Source organism: Phaeovulum molybdatiresistens (assembly GCF_023544865.1).
In the GTDB taxonomy this organism is placed as follows: Bacteria; Pseudomonadota; Alphaproteobacteria; order Rhodobacterales; family Rhodobacteraceae; genus Pontitalea.
Map to the genome: position 1 here is coordinate 384533 of NZ_JAMJFX010000001.1, position 24741 is coordinate 409273.

Annotated in this window: 29 protein-coding genes; 12 read left to right on the forward strand and 17 right to left on the reverse strand. The window is 66.5% G+C overall.

The window, feature by feature from the left end; translation table 11 throughout:
* Window positions 1–4: 4 nt before the first annotated feature.
* Genes lysA through argH form a run of 4 tightly spaced genes read right to left on the reverse strand, consistent with a single transcriptional unit; the run spans window position 5 to window position 3192 of the window.
* On the reverse strand, window positions 5–1270 hold the full coding sequence (gene lysA / locus MXB90_RS01890; RefSeq protein ID WP_250040296.1) for a diaminopimelate decarboxylase: 1266 nt from the start codon (window positions 1268–1270) through the stop codon (window positions 5–7).
* Entirely contained in the window at window positions 1270–1593 is a 324-nt protein-coding gene (locus tag MXB90_RS01895) for a DUF2834 domain-containing protein (RefSeq protein WP_250040305.1), read from the reverse strand. The genes lysA and MXB90_RS01895 overlap by 1 nt, the downstream gene beginning before the upstream one ends.
* 58 nt (window positions 1594–1651) lie before the next feature.
* Complete coding sequence (locus tag MXB90_RS01900; RefSeq protein WP_250040308.1) at window positions 1652–1789, reverse strand: lipoprotein; 138 nt, start codon at window positions 1787–1789, stop codon at window positions 1652–1654.
* Entirely contained in the window at window positions 1786–3192 is a 1407-nt protein-coding gene (gene argH, locus MXB90_RS01905; RefSeq protein ID WP_250040310.1) for an argininosuccinate lyase, read from the reverse strand. The genes MXB90_RS01900 and argH overlap by 4 nt, the downstream gene beginning before the upstream one ends.
* Window positions 3193–3217: 25 nt before the next feature.
* Here argH and MXB90_RS01910 point away from each other — a divergent pair, with 25 nt between their 5' ends.
* From MXB90_RS01910 to yddG, 5 genes are all read left to right on the forward strand, one after another.
* Window positions 3218–3760 (forward strand): TlpA family protein disulfide reductase, encoded by a 543-nt coding sequence (locus MXB90_RS01910; protein WP_250040312.1) that lies wholly within the window; start codon window positions 3218–3220, stop codon window positions 3758–3760.
* A 93-nt stretch (window positions 3761–3853) separates the two neighbouring features.
* Window positions 3854–4708, forward strand: coding sequence for an EAL domain-containing protein (locus MXB90_RS01915; RefSeq protein WP_250040314.1), 855 nt, complete (start codon window positions 3854–3856; stop codon window positions 4706–4708).
* A 130-nt stretch (window positions 4709–4838) separates the two neighbouring features.
* Window positions 4839–6014 carry an acetyl-CoA C-acetyltransferase gene (locus MXB90_RS01920; RefSeq protein ID WP_250040316.1) on the forward strand — a complete coding sequence of 392 codons (1176 nt, stop codon included), beginning with the start codon at window positions 4839–4841 and terminating at the stop codon, window positions 6012–6014.
* A gap of 106 nt (window positions 6015–6120) precedes the next feature.
* Window positions 6121–6843: a beta-ketoacyl-ACP reductase gene (phbB, locus tag MXB90_RS01925; RefSeq protein ID WP_250040319.1), complete on the forward strand. Its 723-nt coding sequence runs from the start codon at window positions 6121–6123 to the stop codon at window positions 6841–6843.
* A gap of 60 nt (window positions 6844–6903) precedes the next feature.
* Window positions 6904–7797 (forward strand): aromatic amino acid exporter YddG, encoded by an 894-nt coding sequence (gene yddG, locus MXB90_RS01930; protein WP_250040322.1) that lies wholly within the window; start codon window positions 6904–6906, stop codon window positions 7795–7797.
* On the opposite strand, the gene MXB90_RS01935 is transcribed toward yddG, so the two are convergent.
* The 3 genes from MXB90_RS01935 to MXB90_RS01945 all read right to left on the reverse strand — a co-directional run bounded on the left by MXB90_RS01935 (window position 7772) and on the right by MXB90_RS01945 (window position 9034).
* Window positions 7772–7942 (reverse strand): YdcH family protein, encoded by a 171-nt coding sequence (locus tag MXB90_RS01935; protein WP_250040323.1) that lies wholly within the window; start codon window positions 7940–7942, stop codon window positions 7772–7774. The genes yddG and MXB90_RS01935 overlap by 26 nt on opposite strands.
* A gap of 118 nt (window positions 7943–8060) precedes the next feature.
* Complete coding sequence (locus MXB90_RS01940; protein ID WP_250040324.1) at window positions 8061–8822, reverse strand: tRNA1(Val) (adenine(37)-N6)-methyltransferase; 762 nt, start codon at window positions 8820–8822, stop codon at window positions 8061–8063.
* Window positions 8822–9034: a putative signal transducing protein gene (locus MXB90_RS01945; protein ID WP_250040325.1), complete on the reverse strand. Its 213-nt coding sequence runs from the start codon at window positions 9032–9034 to the stop codon at window positions 8822–8824. The genes MXB90_RS01940 and MXB90_RS01945 overlap by 1 nt, the downstream gene beginning before the upstream one ends.
* Window positions 9035–9093: 59 nt before the next feature.
* Here MXB90_RS01945 and MXB90_RS01950 point away from each other — a divergent pair, with 59 nt between their 5' ends.
* Window positions 9094–10095, forward strand: a complete 1002-nt coding sequence (locus MXB90_RS01950; protein WP_250040326.1) for a polyprenyl synthetase family protein — start codon at window positions 9094–9096, stop codon at window positions 10093–10095.
* A 60-nt stretch (window positions 10096–10155) separates the two neighbouring features.
* Here the strand turns inward: MXB90_RS01950 and MXB90_RS01955 are convergent, their stop codons facing one another.
* From MXB90_RS01955 to MXB90_RS01965, 3 genes are all read right to left on the reverse strand, one after another.
* On the reverse strand, window positions 10156–10986 hold the full coding sequence (locus MXB90_RS01955; protein WP_250040327.1) for a 4-(cytidine 5'-diphospho)-2-C-methyl-D-erythritol kinase: 831 nt from the start codon (window positions 10984–10986) through the stop codon (window positions 10156–10158).
* Window positions 10976–12694 (reverse strand): tetratricopeptide repeat protein, encoded by a 1719-nt coding sequence (locus MXB90_RS01960; RefSeq protein WP_250040329.1) that lies wholly within the window; start codon window positions 12692–12694, stop codon window positions 10976–10978. The genes MXB90_RS01955 and MXB90_RS01960 overlap by 11 nt, the downstream gene beginning before the upstream one ends.
* Before the next feature lie 128 nt (window positions 12695–12822).
* Window positions 12823–14469 (reverse strand): electron transfer flavoprotein-ubiquinone oxidoreductase, encoded by a 1647-nt coding sequence (locus tag MXB90_RS01965; protein WP_250040331.1) that lies wholly within the window; start codon window positions 14467–14469, stop codon window positions 12823–12825.
* A 266-nt stretch (window positions 14470–14735) separates the two neighbouring features.
* On the opposite strand from MXB90_RS01965, the gene greA reads away from it, so the two are divergent.
* The gene (gene greA, locus MXB90_RS01970; RefSeq protein ID WP_250040333.1) at window positions 14736–15206 is read left to right on the forward strand and encodes a transcription elongation factor GreA; all 471 of its coding nucleotides are present in this window, start codon (window positions 14736–14738) and stop codon (window positions 15204–15206) included.
* A 12-nt stretch (window positions 15207–15218) separates the two neighbouring features.
* A complete protein-coding gene (locus tag MXB90_RS01975; protein WP_250040335.1) occupies window positions 15219–16253 on the forward strand; it encodes a hypothetical protein in 1035 nt (344 codons plus the stop codon).
* Window positions 16254–16338: 85 nt separating this feature from the next.
* On the opposite strand, the gene MXB90_RS01980 is transcribed toward MXB90_RS01975, so the two are convergent.
* A complete protein-coding gene (locus tag MXB90_RS01980; protein WP_250040337.1) occupies window positions 16339–16923 on the reverse strand; it encodes a GNAT family N-acetyltransferase in 585 nt (194 codons plus the stop codon).
* Between the two features lie 96 nt (window positions 16924–17019).
* Here MXB90_RS01980 and MXB90_RS01985 point away from each other — a divergent pair, with 96 nt between their 5' ends.
* Both MXB90_RS01985 and MXB90_RS01990 read left to right on the forward strand, forming a co-directional pair.
* Window positions 17020–17745 (forward strand): AzlC family ABC transporter permease, encoded by a 726-nt coding sequence (locus MXB90_RS01985; protein WP_250040340.1) that lies wholly within the window; start codon window positions 17020–17022, stop codon window positions 17743–17745.
* Window positions 17742–18071, forward strand: coding sequence for an AzlD domain-containing protein (locus MXB90_RS01990; protein WP_250040342.1), 330 nt, complete (start codon window positions 17742–17744; stop codon window positions 18069–18071). Before MXB90_RS01985 ends, MXB90_RS01990 begins: the two co-directional genes overlap by 4 nt.
* On the opposite strand, the gene MXB90_RS01995 is transcribed toward MXB90_RS01990, so the two are convergent.
* The 5 genes from MXB90_RS01995 to MXB90_RS02015 form a co-directional block, all read right to left on the reverse strand.
* A complete protein-coding gene (locus MXB90_RS01995) occupies window positions 18064–18675 on the reverse strand; it encodes a hypothetical protein (RefSeq protein WP_250040344.1) in 612 nt (203 codons plus the stop codon). The genes MXB90_RS01990 and MXB90_RS01995 overlap by 8 nt on opposite strands.
* 63 nt (window positions 18676–18738) lie before the next feature.
* The gene (locus MXB90_RS02000; RefSeq protein WP_250040345.1) at window positions 18739–18873 is read right to left on the reverse strand and encodes an aa3-type cytochrome c oxidase subunit IV; all 135 of its coding nucleotides are present in this window, start codon (window positions 18871–18873) and stop codon (window positions 18739–18741) included.
* Window positions 18874–18928: 55 nt separating this feature from the next.
* Window positions 18929–19396 (reverse strand): DUF6173 family protein, encoded by a 468-nt coding sequence (locus MXB90_RS02005; RefSeq protein ID WP_250040346.1) that lies wholly within the window; start codon window positions 19394–19396, stop codon window positions 18929–18931.
* On the reverse strand, window positions 19393–20439 hold the full coding sequence (locus tag MXB90_RS02010; protein ID WP_462982190.1) for an MBL fold metallo-hydrolase: 1047 nt from the start codon (window positions 20437–20439) through the stop codon (window positions 19393–19395). The genes MXB90_RS02005 and MXB90_RS02010 overlap by 4 nt, the downstream gene beginning before the upstream one ends.
* Complete coding sequence (locus tag MXB90_RS02015) at window positions 20436–22127, reverse strand: acyl-CoA dehydrogenase (protein WP_250040347.1); 1692 nt, start codon at window positions 22125–22127, stop codon at window positions 20436–20438. The genes MXB90_RS02010 and MXB90_RS02015 overlap by 4 nt, the downstream gene beginning before the upstream one ends.
* A gap of 125 nt (window positions 22128–22252) precedes the next feature.
* Between MXB90_RS02015 and MXB90_RS02020 the strand changes: the two genes are divergently transcribed.
* The gene (locus MXB90_RS02020) at window positions 22253–23215 is read left to right on the forward strand and encodes an L-threonylcarbamoyladenylate synthase (protein ID WP_250040349.1); all 963 of its coding nucleotides are present in this window, start codon (window positions 22253–22255) and stop codon (window positions 23213–23215) included.
* 6 nt (window positions 23216–23221) lie between these two features.
* On the opposite strand, the gene MXB90_RS02025 is transcribed toward MXB90_RS02020, so the two are convergent.
* The gene (locus tag MXB90_RS02025) at window positions 23222–23788 is read right to left on the reverse strand and encodes a YqgE/AlgH family protein (protein WP_250040350.1); all 567 of its coding nucleotides are present in this window, start codon (window positions 23786–23788) and stop codon (window positions 23222–23224) included.
* A gap of 140 nt (window positions 23789–23928) precedes the next feature.
* Here MXB90_RS02025 and MXB90_RS02030 point away from each other — a divergent pair, with 140 nt between their 5' ends.
* Window positions 23929–24738, forward strand: a complete 810-nt coding sequence (locus MXB90_RS02030; protein ID WP_250040351.1) for a protein-disulfide reductase DsbD domain-containing protein — start codon at window positions 23929–23931, stop codon at window positions 24736–24738.
* The last annotated feature ends 3 nt before the right edge of the window (window positions 24739–24741 follow it).

Here is a 24741-nt window from a genome sequence, read left to right on the forward strand (position 1 = left end):
CCCGTCAAAGCCATTCCGGGATGGTATCGCGTCCTAGGATTTCGTCAAAGCTTGGCCTTGCGCGGATGACGGCGAATTGATCCCCGTTCACTAGCACCTCGGGCACCAAGGGCCGGGTGTTGTATTCGGACGCCATCACCGCGCCATAGGCCCCGGCGGACCGGAACGCCACCAGATCGCCGGGCGCCAGCCGCGGCATGGCACGGCCCTTGGCAAAGGTATCGCCGGTTTCGCAGACCGGACCAACGATGTCATAGGGACGCTGTTCCGTGCCCGGCGCGGGTTCGGCAACCGGCACGATGTCATGATGCGCGCCATACATCGACGGGCGCACCAGATCATTCATCGCGGCATCCAGGATCAGGAAATCGCGCCCCTCGCCTTCCTTCAGATAGATCAGCGAGGACACCAGCAGCCCGGCATTGCCGGAAATCAGCCGGCCCGGCTCGATCTCGATTTCGCAGCCCAGATCGCCGACGGTGCGGCGGATCACCTCGCCATATTCGATCGGCAGGGGCGGCGCCTCGTTTGACCGCGTGTAGGGGATGCCAAGGCCGCCGCCCAGATCCAGCCGAATGATGTCATGGCCATCTTCGCGCAGCGCCAGCGTCAGTTCGCGCACCTTCAGGAAGGCCGCCTCGAACGGGGCAAGGTCGGTCAGTTGGCTGCCGATATGCACATCGACCCCCACGACCTTGATGCCCGGCAGGCCGGCAGCCTCGGCATAGACGGCGCGGGCCTTGGCAATCGGGATGCCGAACTTGTTTTCCGATTTGCCGGTGGCGATTTTTTCATGCGTCTTGGCGTCGACATCGGGGTTCACGCGGATCGCGATGGGCGCCTGCACCCCAAGTTCGGTCGCGATGGCGGAGATCGCCAGCAGCTCGGGTTCGGATTCGACGTTGAACTGACGGATGCCGCCTTCCAGCGCCTGCCGGATTTCCGCGGGCGTCTTGCCCACGCCGGAAAACACGATCCGCTTGCCCGGCACACCGGCGGCCTTGGCGCGCAGATATTCCCCGCCCGAAACCACATCCATCCCTGCGCCCAGCTGGCCCAGCGTCCGCAGCACCGCAATATTGCCGTTCGACTTGACGGCAAAGCAGACCAGATGGTCCATCCCGGCCAGGGCTTCTTCGAACAGCCGGTAATGGCGCGTCAGCGTCGCGGTGGAATAGACGTAGAACGGCGTGCCGACGGCGGCCGCGATCTCGGGGATCGAAACGTCTTCGGCATGCAGAACGCCGTTCTTGTAAAGGAAATGATCCATCAGCCCACCTTGCGGGTTCGAAGATACAGGTAAAGCGGCAGCCCGCAGCTGACGCCGATGCAGAAGGTTGCAGGAATTGCCACCAGCGCGACCCAATTGCGGCGCACCCGGACCTCGGCCACGATCCAGACGGTCAGCGCGGCGGCGGCGATGGTCAGATCCCAGGTCAACCCCTCGGTCGCGGCATTGACGAACCAGGCATCACGCAGCGCGATCAGCGACCAGCCGTTCGCGGCCAGATATTCCAGGAAATACCGCATCGGCAGCACCGCGCCGATCAGCGCAAGGCCAAGATAGCTCAGACGCAGGGGCGAAAGGGGCATTCGGGCGGCTCCGTTGGGGACAGGCGCGATGTAGCGCGCCGGGCGCGGTCTGAAAAGGTCAGCCGCGTGTGATGCCAAAGACGGCTGTCCCCTCGATCCGGATGCCGGGCTCGGTGCCCTCGGGGTGCTGGGGCGGGCCGTCGACGCCGCAGGCCGCCAGCGCCAGAACCCCGGCGAACAGAACCAGCCGGATCATGCCAGCGCCTCCTTCCAGCGGGCGATCTGGGCGCGCACCTGATCGGGCGCGGTTCCGCCATAGGACTGGCGCGAGGCCACGGAATTATGCACCCCCAGAACCGCAAAGACGCTGTCGTTGATCGCCGTATGCACCGACTGCATGTCGGCCAGCGTCAGGTCCGGCAGGTCGCAGCCCTTGGCCTCGGCCATGGCCACAAGCGAGCCTGTAACGTGATGGGCATCGCGGAACGGCAGCCCCGCTTCGCGCACCAGCCAGTCGGCCAGATCGGTCGCGGTGGAAAACCCGCTGGAGGCCGCCGCCAGCAGCTTGTCGCGGTTCACGGTCAGGTCGCGCAGCATGCCTTCCATCGCGGCCAGCGACAGCATCAGGTTGTCGGCGGCGTCAAACACCTGTTCCTTGTCTTCCTGCATGTCCTTGGAATAGGCCAGCGGCAGGCCCTTCATCACGGTGAACAGGGCCACGGTCGACCCAAGGATCCGGCCGATCTTGGCACGGATCAGCTCGGCCGCGTCGGGGTTGCGCTTTTGCGGCATGATCGACGACCCGGTGGACCATTTGTCCGACATCGCCACAAAGCGGAACTGGGCCGAGGACCAGATCACCAGCTCTTCGGCCAGCCGCGACAGATGCACCGCGCAGATCGCGGCGGCGGACAGGAATTCCAGCGCGAAATCGCGGTCGGACACGGCATCCAGGCTGTTGGCCATCGGCCGGTCAAAGCCCAGCGCCGCGGCGGTCGCGTGCCTGTCGATCGCAAAACCGGTCCCCGCCAGCGCCGCCGCGCCCAGCGGGCATTCGTTCATCCGCCGGCGCGCATCGACAAAGCGCGACTTGTCGCGGGCGAACATTTCCACATAGGCCATCATGTGATGGCCCCAGGTCACCGGCTGCGCGGTCTGCAGATGGGTAAAGCCCGGCATCACCCAATCGGCCCCCGCCTCGGCCTGGCCCAGACAGGCGCGGATCAGCGCCTCCAGCCCCGAAATCGCCGCATCCGCCTGATCGCGCACCCACAGCCGGAAATCAGTCGCCACCTGGTCATTGCGCGACCGCGCGGTGTGCAGCCGGCCCGCCGGTTCGCCGATGATTTCCTTCAGTCGCGCCTCGACGTTCATGTGGATGTCTTCCAGTGCGGTGCGGAAAGGGAAATTGCCGGCCTCGATCTCTGACAAGACCGTGAGCAGCCCTTCCCGGATCGCCTTTGCATCGCTATCACCAATGATGCCTTGTGCGGCCAACATCGCCGCATGGGCCCGGCTGCCGCGGATATCCTGCGCGTAAAGCCGCTGGTCAAACCCGATCGAGGCATTGATCGCCTCCATGATCGCGTCGGGTCCGGCGGCAAAGCGCCCGCCCCACATCGCGTTGGAGGCTTGGGGTTCCTTGGCGGTATCGGTCATGGTCAGGCCCTTCGTCGGAGGCAATATGCTGCGGTTTCTCGTCCTTTATACGGCCCTTGCGCTTGGTGCAAATGCTGCGGCCGCCGCCGATCTGGAACCCCTGAAGCAGGGCGACATGCGCAAGCTGGTGCTGACCGCGCCACCTGCCCCCGTGCCCGAGGTGGCCTTTCAGGATGTCGATGGCGGCACCAAAACGCTGGCCGACTGGCGCGGCAAGGTGGTGCTGGTGAATTTCTGGGCGACCTGGTGCGCGCCATGCCGGGCGGAAATGCCCGCGCTGGACCGCCTGCAGGCCGATCTGGGCGGCGATGGTTTTGCGGTGGTCACCGTCGCCACGGGCCGCAACGCCCCCGCCGCGATCGACAAGTTCTTCGATGAAGCCGGTGTGACGCGCCTGCCGAAATTTCGCGATGAACGTCAGGCACTTGCCCGCGCGATGGGGGTGGTGGGCCTGCCCGTCAGCGTGATCCTGGACGCCAATGGCCACGAGGTCGCCCGCCTGATCGGCGAGGCCGCCTGGGACGCGCCCGAGGCCAAGGCCGTGATCGCCGCGCTGATGGCCCCCTGAGGAACAGTGCCGCGCATTTGAAACAAAGTCCGAGTTTTACCGCTTCTTAGTGGGTTCGGGGCAATCTGCCCCCGACCAGGAAGGAGCGTGCCGATGCCATACACCGAATCCCCGACGGGCGACACCGCCGCAGGCGAACCGATCGAGGCGGGCATGGCCAGCCCCCTGGATTACGCGGTCGCCCAGCGCGACCGGGAAACGATGGCCATGGTCCGCCGCGCCGTCAGTCGGCGTGATGTGGTTCTGGCCTTCCAGCCCATCGTGCAAAGTGCGCGCCCCGACCGGGCCGCCTTCTACGAAGGACTGATCCGCATCCTGGACGAAACCGGCCGGGTGATTCCCGCGCGTCAATTCATCAACACCGTCGAAACCACCGAACTGGGGCGCCAGATCGACTGCCTGGCGCTGGAAATGGGGCTGATCTCGCTGTCCGAAGACCCGGGGCTGCGGCTGTCGATCAACATGTCGGCGCGCTCGATCGGCTATCCGGACTGGATGAAGACGCTCAACCGTGGCCTTGCGGTGGATGAAACCGCCGCAGAACGGCTGATTCTGGAAATCACTGAAAGCTCTGCGATGCTGATGCCCGATCTGGTCAGCGTCTTCATGCAGGATCTGCAGGCCCGCGGCGTCAGCTTTGCGCTGGATGATTTCGGCGCCGGCTACACCTCGTTCCGGTATTTGCGCGAATTCTATTTCGACATGATCAAGATCGACGGCCAGTTCATTCGCGGCATCGCGGAAAATGCCGACAATCAGGTTCTGGCCGGCGCCCTTCTGTCGGTCGCGCGGCATTTCGACATGCTGACCGTCGCCGAAGCGGTCGAGAATGGCGAAGACGCCGCCTATCTGATGGACCTGGGGATCGACTGCATGCAGGGCTTCTACTTTGGGGCGCCGACGATCCTGCCGCCGTGGAAAACCCCGTCGAACGCAAGGCGCGCCTGACCCCGGCCCGATTGCGCGCGGCGATCGGCCGCTGGTCCGCAAATGCACTTGACCTTGACCGCCCTTGGGTCATGCTGCGCAGCGGCACGGGGCACGTCGCCCCTATCCTTGAGTCCGAGGGAGTTTATCCATGACCAATGTCGTCATCGTCTCGGCAGCACGAACCGCTGTCGGCAGTTTCAACGGTGCTTTCGCAAACACCCCCGCCCATGACCTTGGCGCCGCGGTCATCGAGGCGGTCGTGGCCCGCGCAGGGATCGAAAAGGCCGAAGTGTCCGAAACCATCCTGGGCCAGGTGCTGACCGGAGGCCAGGGCCAGAACCCGGCCCGTCAGGCGCATGTAAAGGCGGGCCTGCCGATCGAAGCCGCCGCCTGGTCGATCAACCAGGTCTGCGGATCGGGCCTGCGCTCGGTCGCGCTGGCCGCGCAGCATATCCAGCTGGGCGATGCGGCCATCGTCATCGCGGGCGGGCAGGAAAACATGTCGCTGTCGCCCCATGTCGCGCATCTGCGCGCGGGGCAGAAGATGGGGGACATGAAGTTCATCGACTCGATGATCAAGGATGGCCTGTGGGATGCGTTCAACGGCTATCACATGGGGCAAACCGCCGAAAACGTAGCCCAGCAATGGCAGATCTCGCGCGAGATGCAGGACGAATTCGCCCTTGCCAGCCAGCTCAAGGCCGAGGCCGCGCAAAAGGCCGGCAAGTTCAAGGATGAAATCGCGCCCTTCATCGTCAAGACCCGCAAGGGCGACATCATCGTGGACAACGACGAATACATCCGCCACGGCGCCACGATTGAATCAATGCAGAAACTGAAACCGGCCTTCACCAAGGATGGCTCGGTCACGGCGGGCAATGCTTCGGGCATCAATGACGGTGCCGCCGCTGTCCTTTTGATGAGCGAGGAAGAGGCCACCCGCCGCGGGCTGACGCCGCTGGCGCGCATCGCATCCTACGCCACCGCAGGGATTGACCCCTCGATCATGGGCTGCGGCCCGATCCCGGCAAGCCGCAAGGCGCTGGAAAAGGCAGGGTGGTCGGCCGCCGACCTGGACCTGATCGAGGCGAATGAGGCCTTTGCGGCGCAGGCCTGCGCGGTGAACAAGGACATGGGCTGGGATCTGTCGAAGGTGAACGTGAATGGCGGCGCCATCGCGATCGGCCACCCCATCGGTGCCTCGGGCTGCCGCATCCTGAACACGCTGGTGTTTGAAATGCAGCGTTCGGGCGCGAAAAAGGGCCTTGCCACGCTGTGCATCGGCGGCGGAATGGGCGTTGCCATGTGCCTGGAACGGGCCTGATTTGCAGAATTCTGCTGCAACTGCAAAATCGTATGCGCAATATTATTGCGCATACGCGGCAAATTCAGTAACAGGATTTCAAACGTATCTGATTTGAGGGGGAATCATGTCCAGAACAGCACTTGTCACCGGTGGGTCGCGCGGCATCGGCGCGGCGATCTCGGTCGCGCTCAAGACCGCTGGCTACAATGTTGCGGCAAATTATGCCGGCAATGACGAAGCGGCCGCGAAATTCACCGCCGAAACCGGCATCCCCACCTACAAATGGTCGGTGGCCGATTACGACGCATGCGCCGCCGGGATCGCGAAGGTTGAGGCCGATCTGGGCCCCATCGACGTGCTGGTGAATAACGCGGGCATCACCCGCGATGCGCCCTTTCACAAGATGACCCGCCAGCAGTGGCAAGAGGTCATGGACACCAACCTGTCGGGTGTCTTCAACATGACCCATCCGATTTGGCCGGGCATGCGTGATCGCAAGTTCGGCCGCGTGATCACGATTTCCTCGATCAACGGCCAAAAGGGTCAATTCGGCCAGGCGAACTATTCCGCCGCGAAGGCGGGCGATCTTGGCTTCACCAAGGCGCTTGCCCAGGAAGGCGCGCGCGCCGGGATCACCGTAAACGCGATCTGCCCGGGCTATATCGGCACCGACATGGTGATGGCGGTGCCGGAAAAGGTCCGCGAATCGATCATCGCGCAGATTCCGGTCGGCCGTCTGGGCGAACCCGAGGAAATTGCCCGCTGCGTGGTCTTCCTGGCCTCGAACGATGCCGGTTTCATCACCGGATCGACGATCACGGCAAATGGCGGTCAGTTCTTCGTCTGACCTCTTCCAAATTTCTCGAAAGGCCCGCATGGTGCGGGCCTTTCCTGTTTGGGGATACTCATGACCAAAACCCGCGCCACGGCAATCGGCTTTACCGCCATCCTGATGTGGGCCTTGCTGGCGCTGTTCACCGTCGGCGCGTCCGACGTGCCGCCGCTACAACTGAACGCGATCTGTTTCGCCATCGGCGGACTTATCGGCATTGTCTGGATCGCGCGCACCGACGGCTTTGCCGTGCTGCGCCATATCCCGCTGTCTGTCTATGCCTTCGGCACAGCGGCGCTGTTCGGCTATCACCTGCTTTATTTCTGGGCGCTGCGACTGGCCCCGGCGGCCGAGGCAAGCCTGATCGCCTATCTCTGGCCACTGTTCATCGTGGTGTTTTCCGGCCTGTTGCCGGGCGAGCGCTTGACGGGCCAGCATGTTCTGGGCGCGCTGACGGCCTTTGCCGGGGCGGCGCTGATCGTGACCGGGGGCGGTATCGGGCCTTCGGCCGCATCGCTTCCGGGTTATGGGCTTGCCTTCCTTTGCGCGCTGACCTGGTCGGGATATTCGCTGATTTCACGGCGCCTGGGTTCGGTGCCGACCGCGGCGGTGGCGGTCTATTGCCTGGCGACCGCAGCCCTGTCCGGCGTGGCACATATGGCCCTGGAACAGACGGTCTGGCCCGCCGATGCGATGGGTTGGGGCGCGGTGCTGGCGCTGGGGCTGGGGCCGGTCGGCCTTGCCTTCTACACATGGGACGTTGGCGTGAAACGCGGTGACATCCAGTTGCTGGGAACCGCGTCCTATGCCGCGCCGCTGTTGTCGACGCTGGCGCTGGTTCTGGCGGGGGTGACTGCTGCCAGCCTGAAACTGGGTCTGGCAGCAGCACTGATCACTGCAGGCGCGCTATTGGCCGCGCGGGCAAGTCGATCCGGTCAGGGAGTCAGGCAGTCTCGGACAGCCGGCTGATTTCTTCCTTGAGACGGAGCTTTTGCTTCTTCATCTCGGCGATCTGCAGGTCATCGAAGCCCGGGGTACGCTGCGCGCGTTCCACCGCCTCAGACAACGCTTCATGCTTCTTGCGCAGTTCGGTGATATGCGAACCAAGCGACATGGCAGTCTCCTCTTCTGTTGATGTTATCTGATCCCACCACAAGTTTCCCCACTTGTCACGGGATTGTCGCATCCCTGCGACACGATTGCAGTTTGCTGCGCGAAAAGCTGCGAAAGCGTTAACGGGGCATGGGCAAATCGGCGCCTTCGCGCAGAATCGCGCGGGCCTCGGGGGTCAGATCCTCACGGTCGCCATCATGGCGGGGGGCGGCGTGAATCACCAACGGCGCCAGCAGGCGGAATGGCCCGCGCCCGCCCTTGCGGCCCTGCACGATGACCCGCCCCGCTGCCCGCCCCTGCCGCGCCGCGATCGGCAGAACGGCGATGCTGCCGGCACCCACGGCCAGCGCGGTCAGCGCCTCGGGCAGGCGATCGGCATTCTGGATCAGGGTCAGCCAGCCCCCCGGGCGCAGCCGCTTCAGCCCCTGCTGCACCCAAAGCGAAAGCGGCGTCGCCTCACGCTGGGCGGTTTCGCGCCCCGGATCGGCGGCGGCGGTGCCCCCGCCGGGGGCGAAATAGGGCGGGTTGGCAATGACGTGATCAAAGCTGCGCGCACGCAAATCCGTCGGCATCCGCGCCAGATCGCCGGCCATCACCTCAAGCCCGATCCCGTTCGCCGCCGCATTGGCGCGCGCCAGATCGGCATAGGCGGGCTGCAGTTCAAGCCCCGTCAGCTGCAGCCCCGCCACCCGCGCCCCAAGGCACAGGCTTGCCACCCCGACCCCGCAGCCCAGTTCCAGCACGCTGTCGCCCGCTGCGGCCGGGCAGGCCGCAGCCAGCAGAACCGGGTCCATCGCCGCGCGATACCCCCGGCGCGGTTGGGCGATCTGAAGGCGACCACCTAGAAACCCGTCCCGGGTCAGATCTTCGGGGGCAAACATCAGTCGGACCCGATGCCATTATCGCCCAGAACCACGCGCGCCAGGAACAGATCGGCATCGCGCACCATCAAACGGCGCGGCAAAATGCCAAGGCTGCCTTCCAGCACGCTCATGTGGACGTCGATCTGAAAGGCGTCTATACCCTCGCCCTCAAGAAGGGCGGTGGCAAGGGCCAGTTTCACCGGGTCCGTGCTGCGCAAAAGCTCTTTCATGGGTCGAGACTTACGGGCATCTGTCGCGCCTGTCGAGACGAAGGGAATGGGGACGCGTGATGAGCCTGGATGACAAGGCAGTGAAACCGCACGACCGGCTGGCGCAGGCGCTGGCCGCGGATATGGAGGCCGTGAACGCGCTTATCCGCGACCGGATGGCCAGCGAACACGCCCCGCGCATCCCCGAGGTGACCGCGCATCTGATCGAGGCGGGCGGCAAGCGGCTGCGCCCGATGCTGACGCTGGCGGCGGCGCGGCTGTGCGGCTATGGCGGCCCCTATCATGTGCATCTGGCCGCGACGGTCGAGTTCATCCACACTGCGACGCTGCTGCATGACGATGTGGTGGATGAAAGCCGCCAGCGGCGGGGGCGGCCCACGGCGAACCTGCTGTGGGACAACAAATCCTCGGTCCTGGTGGGCGATTATCTGTTTGCCCGCAGCTTCCAGCTGATGACCGAGGCGGACAACATGCGGGTGCTGAACATCCTGGCCAATGCCTCGGCGGTGATTGCCGAGGGCGAGGTACTGCAGCTGACCGCGGCGCAGGATCTAGGCACGACCGAGGGGGTCTATCTGCAGGTGATCCGCGGCAAGACGGCGGCGCTGTTTTCGGCGGCGACCGAGGTGGGCGGCGTTCTGGCCGGCGCGCCCGAGGATCAGGTGCGCGCGTTGTTCGACTATGGCGATGCGCTTGGGATCGCGTTCCAGATGGTCGATGACCTGCTGGATTACGGCGGCACGGCCGAGGTGATCGGCAAGAATACCGGCGACGATTTCCGCGAACGCAAGCTGACGCTGCCGGTGATCAAGGCGGTGGCCCTGGCCGATACCGAAGAACGCGCCTTCTGGACCCGCGTGATCGAGAAGGGTGATCAGCGTGACGGCGATCTGAACCATGCGCTGGATCTGATGCGCAAGCATGGCACACTGGAGGCAACGCGGACCGAATCCGTGGCCTGGGCCGACCGGGCGCGCGCTGCGCTGGCGCCGTTGCCGGACCATCCGCTGCGCGGGATGCTGGACGATCTGGCCGATTACGTCGTGGCCCGCGTGCGGTAAGCGCGCGCCGGGGGTTTCACACCCCCGGACCCCCGTGGAGTATTTCCGCCAAGAAGAAGATCAGAGGACCGCAGTGTCGCGGACCCACCAGTCAGGCTGGGCGACCGACAGGGCATGCGCGGCGGCTGCGGCGGATTGCGGATCGGCGAAGAGGCCGAAGCAGGTGGCGCCCGAGCCCGACATCCGCGCGATCCGGCAGCCGGGCTGGGCGCCCAGCGCGGCAAGGGTTGTGCCGATGACGGGGGCCAGCTGGCGGGCAGGGGTTTCAAGGTCGTTGCGCTGGGTCCCAAGGAAGGCGGCCAGATCCCCCACCGTGGCACAGCGCGGTAGCGTCGCGGGCATCGGCGGGCCATCGCGGCGGGTCAGCGCGGCAAAGACCGCCGGGGTGGACAGAGGAACGCCGGGGTTTGCCAGCACCAGCCAGATCGGCGGCAGGGGCGGCACATCGGCCAGAACCTCGCCCAGGCCGGCCATGCGGCGGGGTGTCGGGGCCAGACAGACCGGCACATCGGCGCCAAGCCGGGCCGTATCGGCGGCGGGCGGCAGGCTGCGCCCCGTCATCCGCACCAGCGCGCGCAGGGTGGCCGCCGCATCCGACGACCCGCCCCCGATGCCCGAAGCGATGGGCAGGTTCTTGTCCAGAGTGATCGCCGCGCCGTTGACGCCCAGATATCGCGCCGCGCGCAGCACGAGGTTGGATTCATCGACCGGGATGCCCTGCGCGAAGGGGCCGGTGACCGTCAGCGTCAGGTCATCGGCAGGACGGGTCGTGATGCGGTCGCCCAGATCGGTGAAGACCACCAAACTGTCTAGCAGGTGGTAGCCATCGGCCCGCCGACCGGTGACATGCAGGGTCAGGTTGATCTTGGCCGGTGCGGGTTCAGTTTCCATTCGCGGACAGCGCCGGTTTCAGGGGTTCTGCCCCCTCTTCGCGCAGGACCTGGTCCAGCCCCACCTCGAGCTTGCGGCGAACACGGTCCATGTCGAGGTCTTCGCCGGGACCGAAGCTGATGGCGCGTTTCCACTGGAATTCCGCCTCGCGCTGGCGGCCCACGGCCCAGTAGACGTCGCCCAGGTGGTCGTTGACCAGCGGATCGACCGCCATCAGTTCCACCGCGCGTTCCATCTGAACCACCGCCTCATCATAGCGGCCAAGGCGGTAAAGAACCCAGCCCAGGCTGTCGATGATATAGCCGTCCTCGGGCCGGGCGGCGACGGCGCGTTCGATCATCGACAGCGCCTCATCCAGGTTCTGCTTCTTCTCAACGTAAGAATAGCCAAGATAGTTCAGAACCGCGGGCTGATCGGGGGACAGGTCCAGCGCCTTGCGAAAGCCGGGTTCGGCCTTGTCCCATGCGCCCGACCGTTCATGGGCAATGGCGCGGGCATACCAAACGAACCAATGCGCCGGGCGCGGTTCCCCCAGCAGATCAATGGCCTTGTCATAGGCGGTGGCGGCGTCGGAATAGCTTTCCTGACGGCGCAACGTATCACCAAGCGAGATCCAGCCGCCGGCCAGGTCGGGGCGGGTGCGGGTCAGTTGCCGCAGCACCTCGATCGCGGCATCGGGGCGGTCAGCGGCCACCAGCGCATCGGCGCGGCCGATTTCGGCCGCGGGGAACGAGGGGTGATCCTGCGGCACGCGGGCATAGGATTCGGTCGCAAGGTCGTGCTGTTCCTGCTGTTCCAGGATCGCGGCGCCAAGCAGGATCGCATCGACCAGATCGGGGCGCAGATATTCCGCCAGCCGGGCGTGCAGCAGGGTGAACACTTCGGGCGTATCGCCCTGCAGCGCGCTGGCAACCGACAGATAGACCTCGGCGATGCCGTCACGGGCGCTGGGGGCGATGGTGAAGGGCAGCAGCGCCCCGGTCTGCAGCGCGGCGCGCGCCTGCGCGAATTCTGGATCGACATCGGGACCAAGCGCCTGATCGAGCAGCGCCAGCGCATCAGCCGGGCGTTCCAGCTGGCTAAGGATCTGGACATGCGCCAGCAGGCCCCGACGCGTTGCACGCAGGGGCGCGCCGGACTTGTCGGCGAAGATCGCATCGGCGCCTTCGTAATCGCCCACCATCGCCAGCGCGAGCGCCTTGTGATAAAGGCCAAAGGCCCCAAGGCCGGATTCCGAAATTACCGTGTCAAAGGCGCGCATCGCCTGCGACATGTCGCCCTGCCCGGCCAGCGCCCAGGCGCGGAACAGCCCCGTGACCAGAACGCCCGCCTCGGCACCGGCGTCAATCCGCGCCAGGCCGCCCGCGAAATCCCCCGCCTGCGCATCCGCCGCCAACAGCGTCAGCGCCGCGATCTGGCTTTCATTGCCAGCACTGGCCATGGTCCCGGCCACCACCTTCGCACGGTCGAAATCCCCCAGCCCGAGATAGGAAATCAGCGCCGATTCCTGCAGGAACGGGTTGGCGGGATCGGCCAGCAACGCGCGGGCGTAATAGGCCGCAGCATTGCGATAATCGCTTTGCGCCCCGGCGATGCGGGCTGCCAGATAGGGCCCGGCCACATCCGCCTGCGCGGGGGCGGGTGCCTGCAGACCGATGGCAGCCAGCAACAGATACAGCGGACGCAGGGGCCGGAGGGAAAACACCACGGATCAGTTCCTTCTGTCAGTCCACCCGAAGGTAGCCGCGCGCCCCCGCCAAGGCAATGCGGGGGACGCAAGCCGCGCCCCCCGCCCGCCGCGTTACACGCGGATGTGACACCCCCGGCGTGGCCGGATCACATGTTGGGATAATTCGGCCCGTCGCCCCCCTGCGGCGTGGTCCAGTTGATGTTCTGGCTGGGGTCCTTGATGTCGCAGGTCTTGCAGTGCACGCAGTTCTGGAAGTTGATCTGGAAGCGGGGACCATCCTCGCCTTCCAGCACCTCATAGACGCCGGCGGGGCAATAGCGCTGCGCGGGCTCGGCATATTTGGGCAGGTTCACCGCGATCGGGATCGAGGCATCCTTCAGTTGCAGGTGGCAGGGCTGACTTTCCTCGTGGTTGGTGAAGGAAAACGCCACGTTGGTCAGACGGTCGAAGGACAGCTTGCCATCGGGTTTCGGATAGTCGATCGGCTTGAACTTGGCGGCCTCGCCGGTGGATGCGGCGTCGCTCTTGCCGTGGCGGATCGTGCCCAGCGGGTTCCAGCCGGTCAGGTTGGCGACCCACATGTCAAACCCGCCCAGCGCCAGGCTGGCCCACATGCCCATCTTGGACCACAGCGGCTTGACGTTGCGCACGCGTTTCAGGTCCTTGGCGATCGGGCCGGAACGCAAGTCGGCCTCATAGTCCACCAGATCGTCGCCCGCACGGCCCGCGGCGATCGCCTTGGCCGCCGCCTCGGCCGCGGCGATGCCCGACAGCATGGCGTTGTGGTTGCCCTTGATCCGCGGCACGTTCACCAGACCCGCCGAACAGCCCAGCAGCACACCGCCCGGGAAGGACACCTTCGGGATCGACTGCCAGCCGCCTTCGGAAATCGCCCGCGCGCCATAGGCCACGCGCTTGCCGCCCTCCAGCAGGTCAGCGACCATCGGGTGGTGCTTGAAGCGCTGGAATTCCATGTAGGGATACAGGTGCGGGTTTTCATAGTTCAGGTGCACCACGAAGCCGACATAGACCTGATTGTTTTCCAGGTGATAGATGAACGACCCGCCACCCGCGTTGCCGCCTAGCGGCCAGCCCATCGTATGGGTGACGGTGCCCTCGCGGTGCTTCTTGGGGTCGATCTCCCAGATTTCCTTCATGCCAAGGCCGAACTTCTGCGGGCACTTGCCCTTGGACAATTCGTATTTCGCCATCACCTCTTTCGCGAGACTGCCGCGCACACCTTCGGACAGGAAGACATATTTGCCGCGCAGCTCCATCCCCGGCTCATAGCCCTCGCCGATGCTGCCATCGGGGTTCTTGCCGAATTCGCCCGCGACAACGCCCGCGACCCGGTCGCCGTCATAAACCAGCTGGCTGGCCGACATGCCGGGGAAGATTTCCACGCCCAGCGCCTCGGCCTGCTCAGCCATCCAGCGGCAGACATTGGCCATCGAGACGATGTATTTGCCGTGGTTGTTCATCAGGGGCGGCATCGGCCAGTTCGGGATGCGCATCTGCCCGGCTTCGCCCAGGATGTAGAAGTTGTCCTGCTTGACCTCGGTCTTGATCGGCGCGCCCTTGTCTTTCCAGTCGGGGATCAGCGCATCCAGCCCGCAGGTGTCCAGCACCGCGCCCGACAGGATATGCGCGCCGACCTCGGACCCCTTTTCCAACACGACGACCGACAGATCCGCATCGATCTGCTTGAGCCGAATCGCGGCGGAAAGACCCGCAGGGCCGGCGCCCACGATCACCACATCATATTCCATCGACTCGCGTTCGATTTCGGCCATGTCCTCGTCCCTCCTGCTGGCGGTATGCGCGCTCTCAGGACGGTTCACTAGCCCACCTGCGCGCATGAGGCAATTGAAACGCCGCACTGCCGCGCAATTTTCTTGCGTCAAAAGGGGGGTCTTGCGACACATGCCTTGACCGGGCACAGGCATCACCCCGCCACCACCGGCAAGGAAAATCCGCCCCGCCCTTGACTTTGGGGGGGGAAGGCGGATTTACACAAGCATCCGTTGAATTTTACCAGTCACCGCGATCAAGGGCCTCCATGGAAAAGATACCAATGACGCGCGCAGGATATGACGCGCTGGATGAGGAACTGAAATCCCTCAAGACGGTGGAACGCCCCGCCGTGATCAAGGCGATTGCCGAGGCGCGCGAACATGGCGACCTGTCGGAAAACGCCGAATATCACGCCGCCCGCGAAAAGCAGAGCTTCGTGGAAGGCCGGATCAAGGAACTGGAATCGATCCTGGGCCGGGCCGAGGTGATTGACCCGTCACGCCTGTCGGGGGCGGTGAAATTCGGCGCCACCGTCACCCTGGTGGACGAAGACACCGAGGATGAGCGCACCTATCAGATCGTCGGCGAGGCCGAGGCCGATCTGGAACGCGGCCTGCTGAACATGAAATCCCCACTGGCCCGCGCGCTGATCGGCAAGGAAGCAGGCGACAGCGTCGAGGTCCGGACCCCCGGCGGCGACAAAAGTTACGAAATCCTCGCTGTTCGCTTCATCTGACGGGGGCGCGCGATGCCTGTCGTGAAACCGGCCAGCAAGCCCCCGGCGGACCCGGCGATCTCCCCGCGCGCCCGGCCCCTGCCGGGGTCGCGGCTTAGCGGTGTGGAACGCATCGCGCTGGCGCTGACGCTGGTCTGGTTCGCGCTGGTCCTTGTGTTCTTCCTGCTGATCCCCGACAGCGGCAGCGGCTTTGACGCGCTCTCGCTGACCATGGCGCTGGTGGGCATCTTTCTGCCCGTGGCGATGATCTGGGTGGCCGCCGTCACCGCCCGCACCGCGCGCGAAATGCGCGCCGAGGCGCAGGATCTCAAGCGCGCGGTCGAGGCGATGCGCAGCGCCTGGGTGTCCCAGCAGACGGTGCGCAGCGGGCAAACGGTCGAACGCAAGCTTGATGAAATCGCCGCCGCCGCCCGCCAGGCCGAAAGCGCCATCGTCACCTTCACCTCGCGCCGCGATGCCCAGGCCACGCAACCCTCGGCCGACCGCAAGGCGGCGCTGGCCGCCCCGCGCCCCGCCCCCCCGGGCGAGGATCAGCCCGCGCTTGCCCTTGGCACCCCGGCCGAGGATCTGCGCGCCCCGGTATCGGTGGCCGATTTCATCCTGGCGCTGAATTTCCCCGACAGCCCCGATGACCGCGAAGGCTTCCGTGCGCTGCGCCGCGCGCTGGAAGACCGCACCATGGCCAAGCTGATCCGCGCCGCGCAAGATGTGCTGAACCTTCTGGCGCAGGACGGCATCTACATGGATGACCTGAAACCCGACCGCGCCCGCCCCGAACTGTGGCGTCGCTTCGCCCGCGGCGAACGCGGTCGCGAGGTGGCGGCCCTTGGCGGCGTGCGCGACCGCTCGTCGCTGGCGCTGACCTCCGGGCGCATGCGCGGCGACACGATTTTCCGCGATGCCGCACATCACTTCCTGCGCCAATTCGACAAGACCTTCACCGAATTCGAAAAGAACGCCACCGATCAGGATGTGATCGACCTGGCCGACACCCGCACCGCGCGCGCCTTCATGCTGCTCGGCCGCGTCACCGGCACCTTCGACTGATCTTCTTCTTGGCCCCAATACTCCGGGGGTGAATTGGCCGGCACGGCCAAGAGGGGGCAGCGCCCCCGCGCCGCCACGCTGCGCGCTACAGCCGTCGCGCCATGACCAGTGCCGATCGGAAATCGAACATCACGCGCGTCAGCCAGCGGTCTGACCGGCGCAGCACCACAAAGCCCAGCCGGTCATACAGCGCGCGGGCGCGGATGTTTTCGTCCACCACATCCAGCCGCACCTCGGCATAGCCGCGCGCCGCCGCCTCGGCGCACAGCGCCCGCACCAGCGCCGCGCCAATCCCCTCGCCGCGCCGCGCCTGATCCACCGCCAACCCATCGACCAGCAGCACACCTTGCGGCAGATCCTCGGCGATCAGCGACAGGCATGTGGCCCGCCAGGCCGCACCAAAGCGGCCATAGATGGCGACCAGATCCGATCTTGTGCCCCCGACGAAAGCCCCCGCGCGGGTGCGAAATCCGATCACCCCCAGAACCTGGCCCGCGGGGTCGACCGCCGCCAGCGCGTGATCGGGGGCCAGAACCCGCTCGACATAGCGCATCGCCTTGCGTTCAGGGCCCAGGACACGGCCCAGCTTGCCGCCGAAGGCACGCCAGTAAAGCTGTGCGGCCTGCGCCCTTTGGCCCGGCGCGATGCCGCGGCTGATCCGAATTGACATGCCGCCCCCTCTGCGCGCGCCGGGACACGCCCCGATGACTTGCATCCGCGCGCCCATCCCGTATCACTGGCGCAGAATTCAAGTCCGGGCAAGGCCATGCAAACCCCCTCAGCAAACCGATCCGCCTTCTGGCGCGGCTTCCGTCAGGGGCTGCCGTTCCTGCTGGTGATCATTCCCTTCGGCCTGCTGTTCGGCGTGGCCGCGGCCGAGGCCGGCCTGCACATCACCGCGGTCATGGGCTTTTCCGTTCTGGTCCTTGCCGGCGCCTCGCAATTCACCGCCGTGCAGCTGATCGGGGAAAACGCCCCGGCCGTGCTGGTAGTGGTGACCGCGCTGGCCGTGAACCTGCGCATGGCTATGTATTCGGCCTCGCTTGCGCCACATCTGGGCCCGGCGCCGGCATGGAAGCGCGCACTGGTGGCCTATTGCATGATCGATCAGTCCTACACGCTGGCCGCGCAGGATTACGACCGCGCCCCGGATCAGACGGTTGCGGAAAAGCTGGCCTATTATGGCGGGGCCTGCTCGCATGTCTGCCCGGCCTGGGTTGCGGCCACTTGGGTCGGTGCCACGGTTGGCCAGGCCATCCCGCCCGAATTCGCGCTGGATTTCGCCATTCCGATCACCTTCCTGGCGATGCTGGCCCCGGCGATGCGCACACTGGCCCATGTCGCCGCGGCGACGGTATCGGTCGCGCTGGCGCTGGTCCTGGCCTTCCTGCCATCCGGGCTGGGGCTTTTGGTGGCGGCGGTAGCGGCGATGGCCACGGGGGCGCAGGTGGAACTTTGGGTCGCGCGGCGCCGCGCAGCGGGGAACGCATGAACTATTCAACAATCGAGATCTGGCTGATCATCGCCGCCCTTGGCGCGGGCACCTTCCTGCTGCGCTATTCCTTTCTGGGGCTGATCGGCAACCGCCCCCTGCCGGAATGGGCGCTGCGCTGTCTGCGCTATACGCCGGTTGCGGTGCTGCCGGGCCTGGTGGCGCCCCTGGTGCTGTGGCCGCAGGCCACCGGCGGCGCGTTTGATCCGGCACGGATGCTGGCGGCGGGCGCGACCCTTGCGGTGGGGCTTGCCACGCGCAACACGCTGGCCGCGATCGTGGCCGGCCTTGTAGCGCTTTACCTGGGGCTGTTCCTGTTCAGTTGAACGCCTCGTCCGGCACGCGGGCAGGTTGCTGCGCCTGGATCATCAGCACACCGGAATTGTTCGCCGGATCGCCGTCATAATGATCCTTGCTGGTCACACCCGGCAAATTCCCGAACGCCCGCGACAACCGCAGCGGCGAGAACGTGCCCGGAATCGATTCGAACCCCGGCGCCCCGCGCAGGATGGACGCGCTGGATGTGGCGCACAGCATCTTGCCCACGGCGCCATTCGCCTCGGCCCGGGCGCGCAGCAATTCGGCCACCTCCAGGCTGACGGGAACGGTCTGTTCGCGGACAAACCAGGTCTCACGCGCGTGGTAGTCGATGTAGAACTTCCGCATCCGCTCGGTGATGCCATAGTGGACATCGTTGCGTTCCGGAATCCAGGGGTGACGCCAGCTGCCGGCGGGGTCGAACATGATCCGTTCGCGCCCGTCGATCATCAGCGCCGAATGCCCGCCTTCGCCGGTGCGGGTGCCGATCACGGTGTAAAGCGTGACCGAGGGCGGCAGCCCGGTGGAATAGGACGCCTTTTCGACGGCCTCATCGCTGGCCCAGACGGATTCCGGCCCCAGGCCACAACCCGCAAGCGCGATGGGCACCATCAGTGCCAGGACAAATCCGCGAACCCGCCGCGCTGTTCTTCGCATGCCGCCGCCCACCACCGATCAGGCGTTTGCCAGCGCCAGGAACACCAGCGCCCCAATCAGGACGATCACCGACCAGGTGACGAATTTCGTGAAACCCGCAAAGGTCTTTTCCTGGGCACGGATGTCCATTTCGCCCGGCTTGTAGTCGGCCATAGCCTTCTCCCTACGCTATTCTCCCGCTTTCGGATACCCGATCCCGCGGGCAGTGTCACGCCCCCTCGGCATCCTGAAGCGCGCGGGCCAGATGAAAGCCGATGCGACGGGGTTCTTCGCGTTCCGGCGCCTTGGGCAGGGCCACAAGCATCACGTTCAGCTGGCTGACATGCTGGATCAGCTGGGTCCGCGCGCCATTGTCGTCGGTGCCGTAAAAGGTCAGCATGTCCGGCGCGAAATAGCCCAGGCCTTCAATCCGCAGCACGCCTGCTTCGGCGCCGGTCAGGCCCAGCGCCACCTCTTGATCCGGGTTCAGCTGGTCTTCAAAGTTGCGGATATACAGCAGCAGCCGTTCATAGGCCCATTGCGCGGGGCTTTTGGATTCGACCGACGCCCGCGCGATCTGGGGTGGCAGGGGCATCGTTTCGGGCGTGGGGGGCGCGCCCGCGGTGGTGTGGACGACCCCGGCGCAGGGGATGGCGCTTTCCTCATGCGCCTCGGCGGTGGTGCGGATATCGGTCATGCCAGCCCCCAAAGCCAAGGCTCATCCCCGGCGCGCCGGGTGCGGGTGACCTCGCCCCGGTGCAGCAGGTGGTTAAGATGGGCCACGGCCTCTACCAGCGCCAAGCCATAGTCCGCTTCGCCGATGGGACGCTTGAACAGCGGCGCAAAACATTGCGCCGCCGTGTGCGGCCCATGTGCCAGATGCCGGCGCAGCCGGTCCAGCGCGCCCAGATGGTTGTCGATCATCTGGCCCAGCCGCAGCGGCAGGCCGTTGAAGGGCAGCTTGTGCCCCGGCAGCACCAGGTGGCGCGGTTCGGCGATCTGCGCGAATCGGGCGCAGCTGGTCAGCCATTCGCCCACCGGATCGGCCAGCGGCTCGGTCGCATAGACCCCCAGGTTGGCCGAAATGCCGGGCAGCAGCTGATCGCCGCCAATCACAAGATCGTCCGACAGGCTCCAGAAGGTGGCATGTTCGGGGGCATGGCCATCGCCCATATGCACGCGCCATTCGCGCCCGCCCATCGCAAAAACCTCGCCCTCGACGATGCGGCGAAAGCCAAGCGGCATCGGGTGGACGACATCGGCAAAGTTGAACGGCCGCTCGGCCGCGCGCTTGTCGTAAAGGGCCGGGTCCATGCCGGCCGCGCGCCAGAAATCCAGCGTTTCGGCCAGGGGCTGATGCTGTTCATCCAGCACCAGCATCCGCGCGAACAGCCAAGCGGTGCGCGTCGTCCACAGCTCGGCCCCGCGGGTCTGGAACCAGCCGGCCATGCCGATGTGATCGGGGTGATGATGGGTCACGATGACCCGGCGCACCGGCTTGCCCGCCAGGGGGCCCGCCAGCAGATCCTGCCACAGCGCGCGGGCCTTGCGCGTATCCATCCCCGGATCGACCAAGGTCCAGCTGTCGCCGTCGTCAAAGGCGTAACAATTGACGTGATCCAGCGCCATCGGCAGCGGCAGGCGCAGCCACAGCACACCCGGCGCGATCTGCTGCACCCCACCGGGCGCGGGCGGTTCGGGCCAGGGCATCCGAATGGGGCTGCGATCCTGAACCGTCATGCGACCAGGTCTTCCACGCTCAGGTCATAAAGCCCCGCGGCACCCGCCTTCGCCTCGGCCAGGGCGGCGGCATATTGCGGCAGCAGACGACGGATATAGACCCCGGCCAGCGCGCTGCGCGGCCCGCCGCCGCCTTCGGCAATCGCCGCCTTCAGGTGGAAATGCGCGCCCAGCACGCGGGCAAAGGCCCGCAGATAGGCCACCGCGCCGGCATTGCGATCCTGCGCGCCCTGGGCCACCAGCCATTCGGTCGCCTCGCGCAGGGTTTCGGCGGCGGTCCAGACATCTTCGGCCAGATCGGGCAGCACATCGCGGGCAGCGGCGGCGTCATCCTCGATTTCTTGCAGCAGGCGGCATGCGGCGGCCCCACCATCCATCATCTTGCGCCCGACCAGATCCATCGCCTGAATGCCGTTGGTGCCTTCATAGATCGCGGCCACGCGAACATCGCGATAGAACTGCGCGGCGCCGGTTTCCTCGACATAGCCCATGCCGCCATGCACCTGCACGCAGGTTTCGGCGACGTTCATCCCGACATCGGTGCCGTAGGCCTTGGCAATCGGCGTCAGCAGCGCGGCGCGCGCCTGCCAGTCGGCTTCACCCGTGGCGCGGCCCATGTCCAGCGCCACCGCGCAGGCCAAGGATATGGCGCGGGCGGCAAAGACCTCGGCCTTCATCGTGGCCAGCATCCGACGCACGTCGGCATGATCGATGATCGCGCCCATCTGGTTGCGGTCGCGGGCATATTCGGCGGCTTTCTGATAGGCGCCCTCGGCGATGCCCACGCCTTGCACCCCCACGCCCAGACGAGCGTTGTTCATCATCGTGAACATCGCCGCCATGCCCTTGTGCGGTCCGCCCACCATCCAGCCGGTCGCGCCCTCAAAGCTCATGACGCAAGTGGGCGATCCGTGCAGGCCCATCTTGTGTTCCAGGCTGACCACGCGCAGATCATTGGCCACACCGGGGTTGCCCGCCGCATCGGGGATGTATTTGGGCACCAGGAACAGGCTGATCCCCTTGGTGGCCGGCGCCCCATCGGGCAGGCGGGCCAGCACCAGGTGGCAGACATTGCCCACGAAATCGCAATCCCCCCAGGTGATGAAGATCTTTTGCCCGGTGATCGCATAGGTGCCATCGCCCTTCGGTTCCGCCTTGGTGCGCAGCGCCCCCACATCGGACCCCGCCTGCGGTTCGGTCAGGTTCATCGTGCCCGACCATTCCCCCGAAATCAGCTTGGGCAGATACAGTGCCTTGATCTCATCGCTGGCGTGATGTTCCAGCGCCTCGATCTGCCCCTGCGTCAGCAGCGGGTTCAGCTGCAGCGACATACAGGCCGCCGACATCATGTCATGCACCGCAATATTGAGCGTTTGCGGCAGCCCCATGCCGCCATGCGCCGGATCGGCGGCCAGCGCCACCCAACCGCCTTCGGCAATGGCGCGAAACCCCTCGGCAAACCCGGGCGAGCTGCGCAGAACCCCGTTTTCCAGCCGCGCCGGGGCCATGTCCCCTGCCCGGTTCAGCGGTGCAAGCACCTCTTCGCACAGCCGGCCGGCCTCGGTCAGGATCGCCTCGGCGGTTTCGGGCGTCGCCTCGGCAAAGCGCGCGGTGGCCGCGACCGGGGCCAGCGGCACGACATGGTCAAGGATAAAGCGAAGCTCGGCAACGGGGGAACGGAACGGCATGGCACTCTCCTTTGCGCGCTGCCTTGGCAAGGGGGCGGGCGGCGCGTATGTCTGCAAAACGGTCAGGCTGCAGGTTACCGCAAGGTCATGCGCCTTCAACATCAACGCTGCGTCACGAATATCCGATGGATCTGGAAACCGAAACCCTTTGTCCCGATGCGGCCGGTCTGGCCCGGGCCGCAGCCCTGCTGCGCACCGGCGCGCTGGTCGCCTTCCCGACCGAGACGGTCTATGGCCTGGGCGGGGATGCGCGGTCCGATCTGGCCGTGGCGCGGATCTTTGAGGCGAAGGGCCGACCCCGATTCAACCCGCTGATCGTGCATCTGCCCGATCTGGCCGCAGCCCGGGCGATCGCGCGGTTCGATGACCACGCGTTGCGGCTGGCGGCGGCGTTCTGGCCGGGGCCGCTGACGCTGGTGCTGCCGCTGCGGCCCGATGCGGGCATATCCGAGCTGGTGACCGCGGGGCTGGACACGGTGGCGATCCGCGTGCCGGCGCATCCGGTGGCGCAGGCGCTGTTGCGCGCCTTTGGTGGCCCGCTGGCGGCGCCTTCGGCCAACCCCTCGGGCCGGGTCAGCCCGACGTGCGCCGCCCATGTGATTGAAGGGTTGGGCGGCCGGATCGCGGCGGTGGTCGATGGGGGGGCCTGTGGCGTCGGGGTGGAATCGACGATCCTGGCGCTGAACCCGCCCACCCTGTTGCGGCCCGGTGGCCTGCCGGCCGAGGCGCTGGAACAGGCACTGGGACAGCCGCTGGCCACGGGCGGAGATGCGGCCCGGCCCTCGGCCCCGGGGCAGCTGGAATCGCATTACGCGCCCGGCGCGACGGTGCAACTGGCCATGACGCAGGCCAGTGCCGATGCGGTGTGGATCGGTTTCGGCCCCGATTGCGCGGGCGCGGATCTGAACCTGTCGGCCACCGGCGATCTGGTCGAGGCGGCCGCGAACCTGTTTGCCATGCTGCGCAATGCCGACCGCATCGCCAAGGCCACGGGCAAGGCACGGATCGCGCTGGCCCCGGTGCCCGATCACGGCCTTGGCCGCGCCATCAACGACCGGCTGCGCCGCGCCGCGGCGCCGCGCCCCTGATCCCGATCAGGCGCGCCCCGCCGCCGCCGACAGCGTCTGCGGATCAACCCCGATCTTGCGCAAGGCGCGGGCCCATTTCGTCGCATGGTCCCGGTCCAGCGTCAGGGCGGCATCGCCCTCGGTAGTCAGCCAGCCATTGTCCAGGATTTCCCGCTCCAGCTGGCCCGGCCCCCAGCCGGCATAGCCCAGCGCCAACAGCGCCTGCGCCGGGCCACGGCCCTCGGCCATTGCATCCAGAATGTCGCGCGTGGCGGTCATCGACAGATCGGGCGTGACCGCCATCGACGCGGTCTGACCGGACCAGTCGGGCGAATGCAGCACGAACCCGCGTGAGGTTTCGACCGGCCCGCCGAACAGAACCGCGGGCGCGGGCATGTCACCCGCCGCCCCCGCCTCGGGGCGCAGGCGCAGCTGTTCCAACAATTCCGCGAAACTGGGCCGCGGCAGGGGCTTGTTCACGATCAGGCCCATCGCGCCTTCTGACCCATGGGCGCAGATGAAGACGACGCCGTGTTCGAATCGCGGATCGCCCATGCCGGGCATCGCAATCAGCAGCTTTCCGGTCAGGTCCATCGGCAACGCCCCCCTTTACCCCTATGTCGCGCGCCGGGCGGCCCGGCGCAAGCCCCGGGGCTGTGGCAAAGCCGCCCCACCCCCCGGCGCTGGCGCTTTTGTGACTTTGCCCGCGTCGCGCGGAGCGTTATCCGAAGATCATGAACCGGACGTTTATCATCGCATCCCTTGGCCTGCTGCTGGCCACGCCCTTGGCCGCGCAGGCGAACGACCCCCTGCCCCCGGGCATGGAGCGGGCAGAGCTGCTGGACGGCTGGCAAACGCCGTCGGGGGCACGCATGGCCGCCTTGCGCATCGCGCTGGACGATGGCTGGAAGACCTACTGGCGCGCGCCCGGCGATGCGGGCATCCCGCCGCAATTCGATTTTGCCGGATCGCAGAACGTGGCCGACATCACCGTGCACTGGCCCACCCCCGAGGTCTTTGACCAGAACGGAATGCGATCGGTGGGCTATGACAACGAACTGATCCTGCCGCTGGAAATCACGCCCGCCGACCCCGCCCAGCCGATCGCGCTGGCCGCCGGGGTGGATTTCGGCATCTGCCACGATGTCTGTGTGCCGGTGTCAGTGTCGCTGCAGGCCGATCTGGCGGGCCCCGGCGCCCCCGACCCGGCGATCCGGGCCGCGCTGACCGAACGGCCCCAGGCGTTTTCGGGCCAGGCGCGCTGCACGGTCGAACCCATTGCCGATGGCATGCGCGTGACCGCCGCGATCGACCTGCCCGAGACCGGGGCCACGCCGGGCGGCGAGGATATCGCGCTGTTCGAGCTGGCGAGCACGCCGGTCTGGATCTCTGATTCGGTGTCGCGCCGCGAAGGCGCCCTGCTGGTGGCGATGGCCGAATTCGTGCCGGCCGAGGCGCGCCCCTTCGCGCTGAACCCCGCCGATCTGCGCATCACCATCCTTAGCCCCGCGCGCGCGCTGGAAATCACCGGCTGCGGCGACTGACCC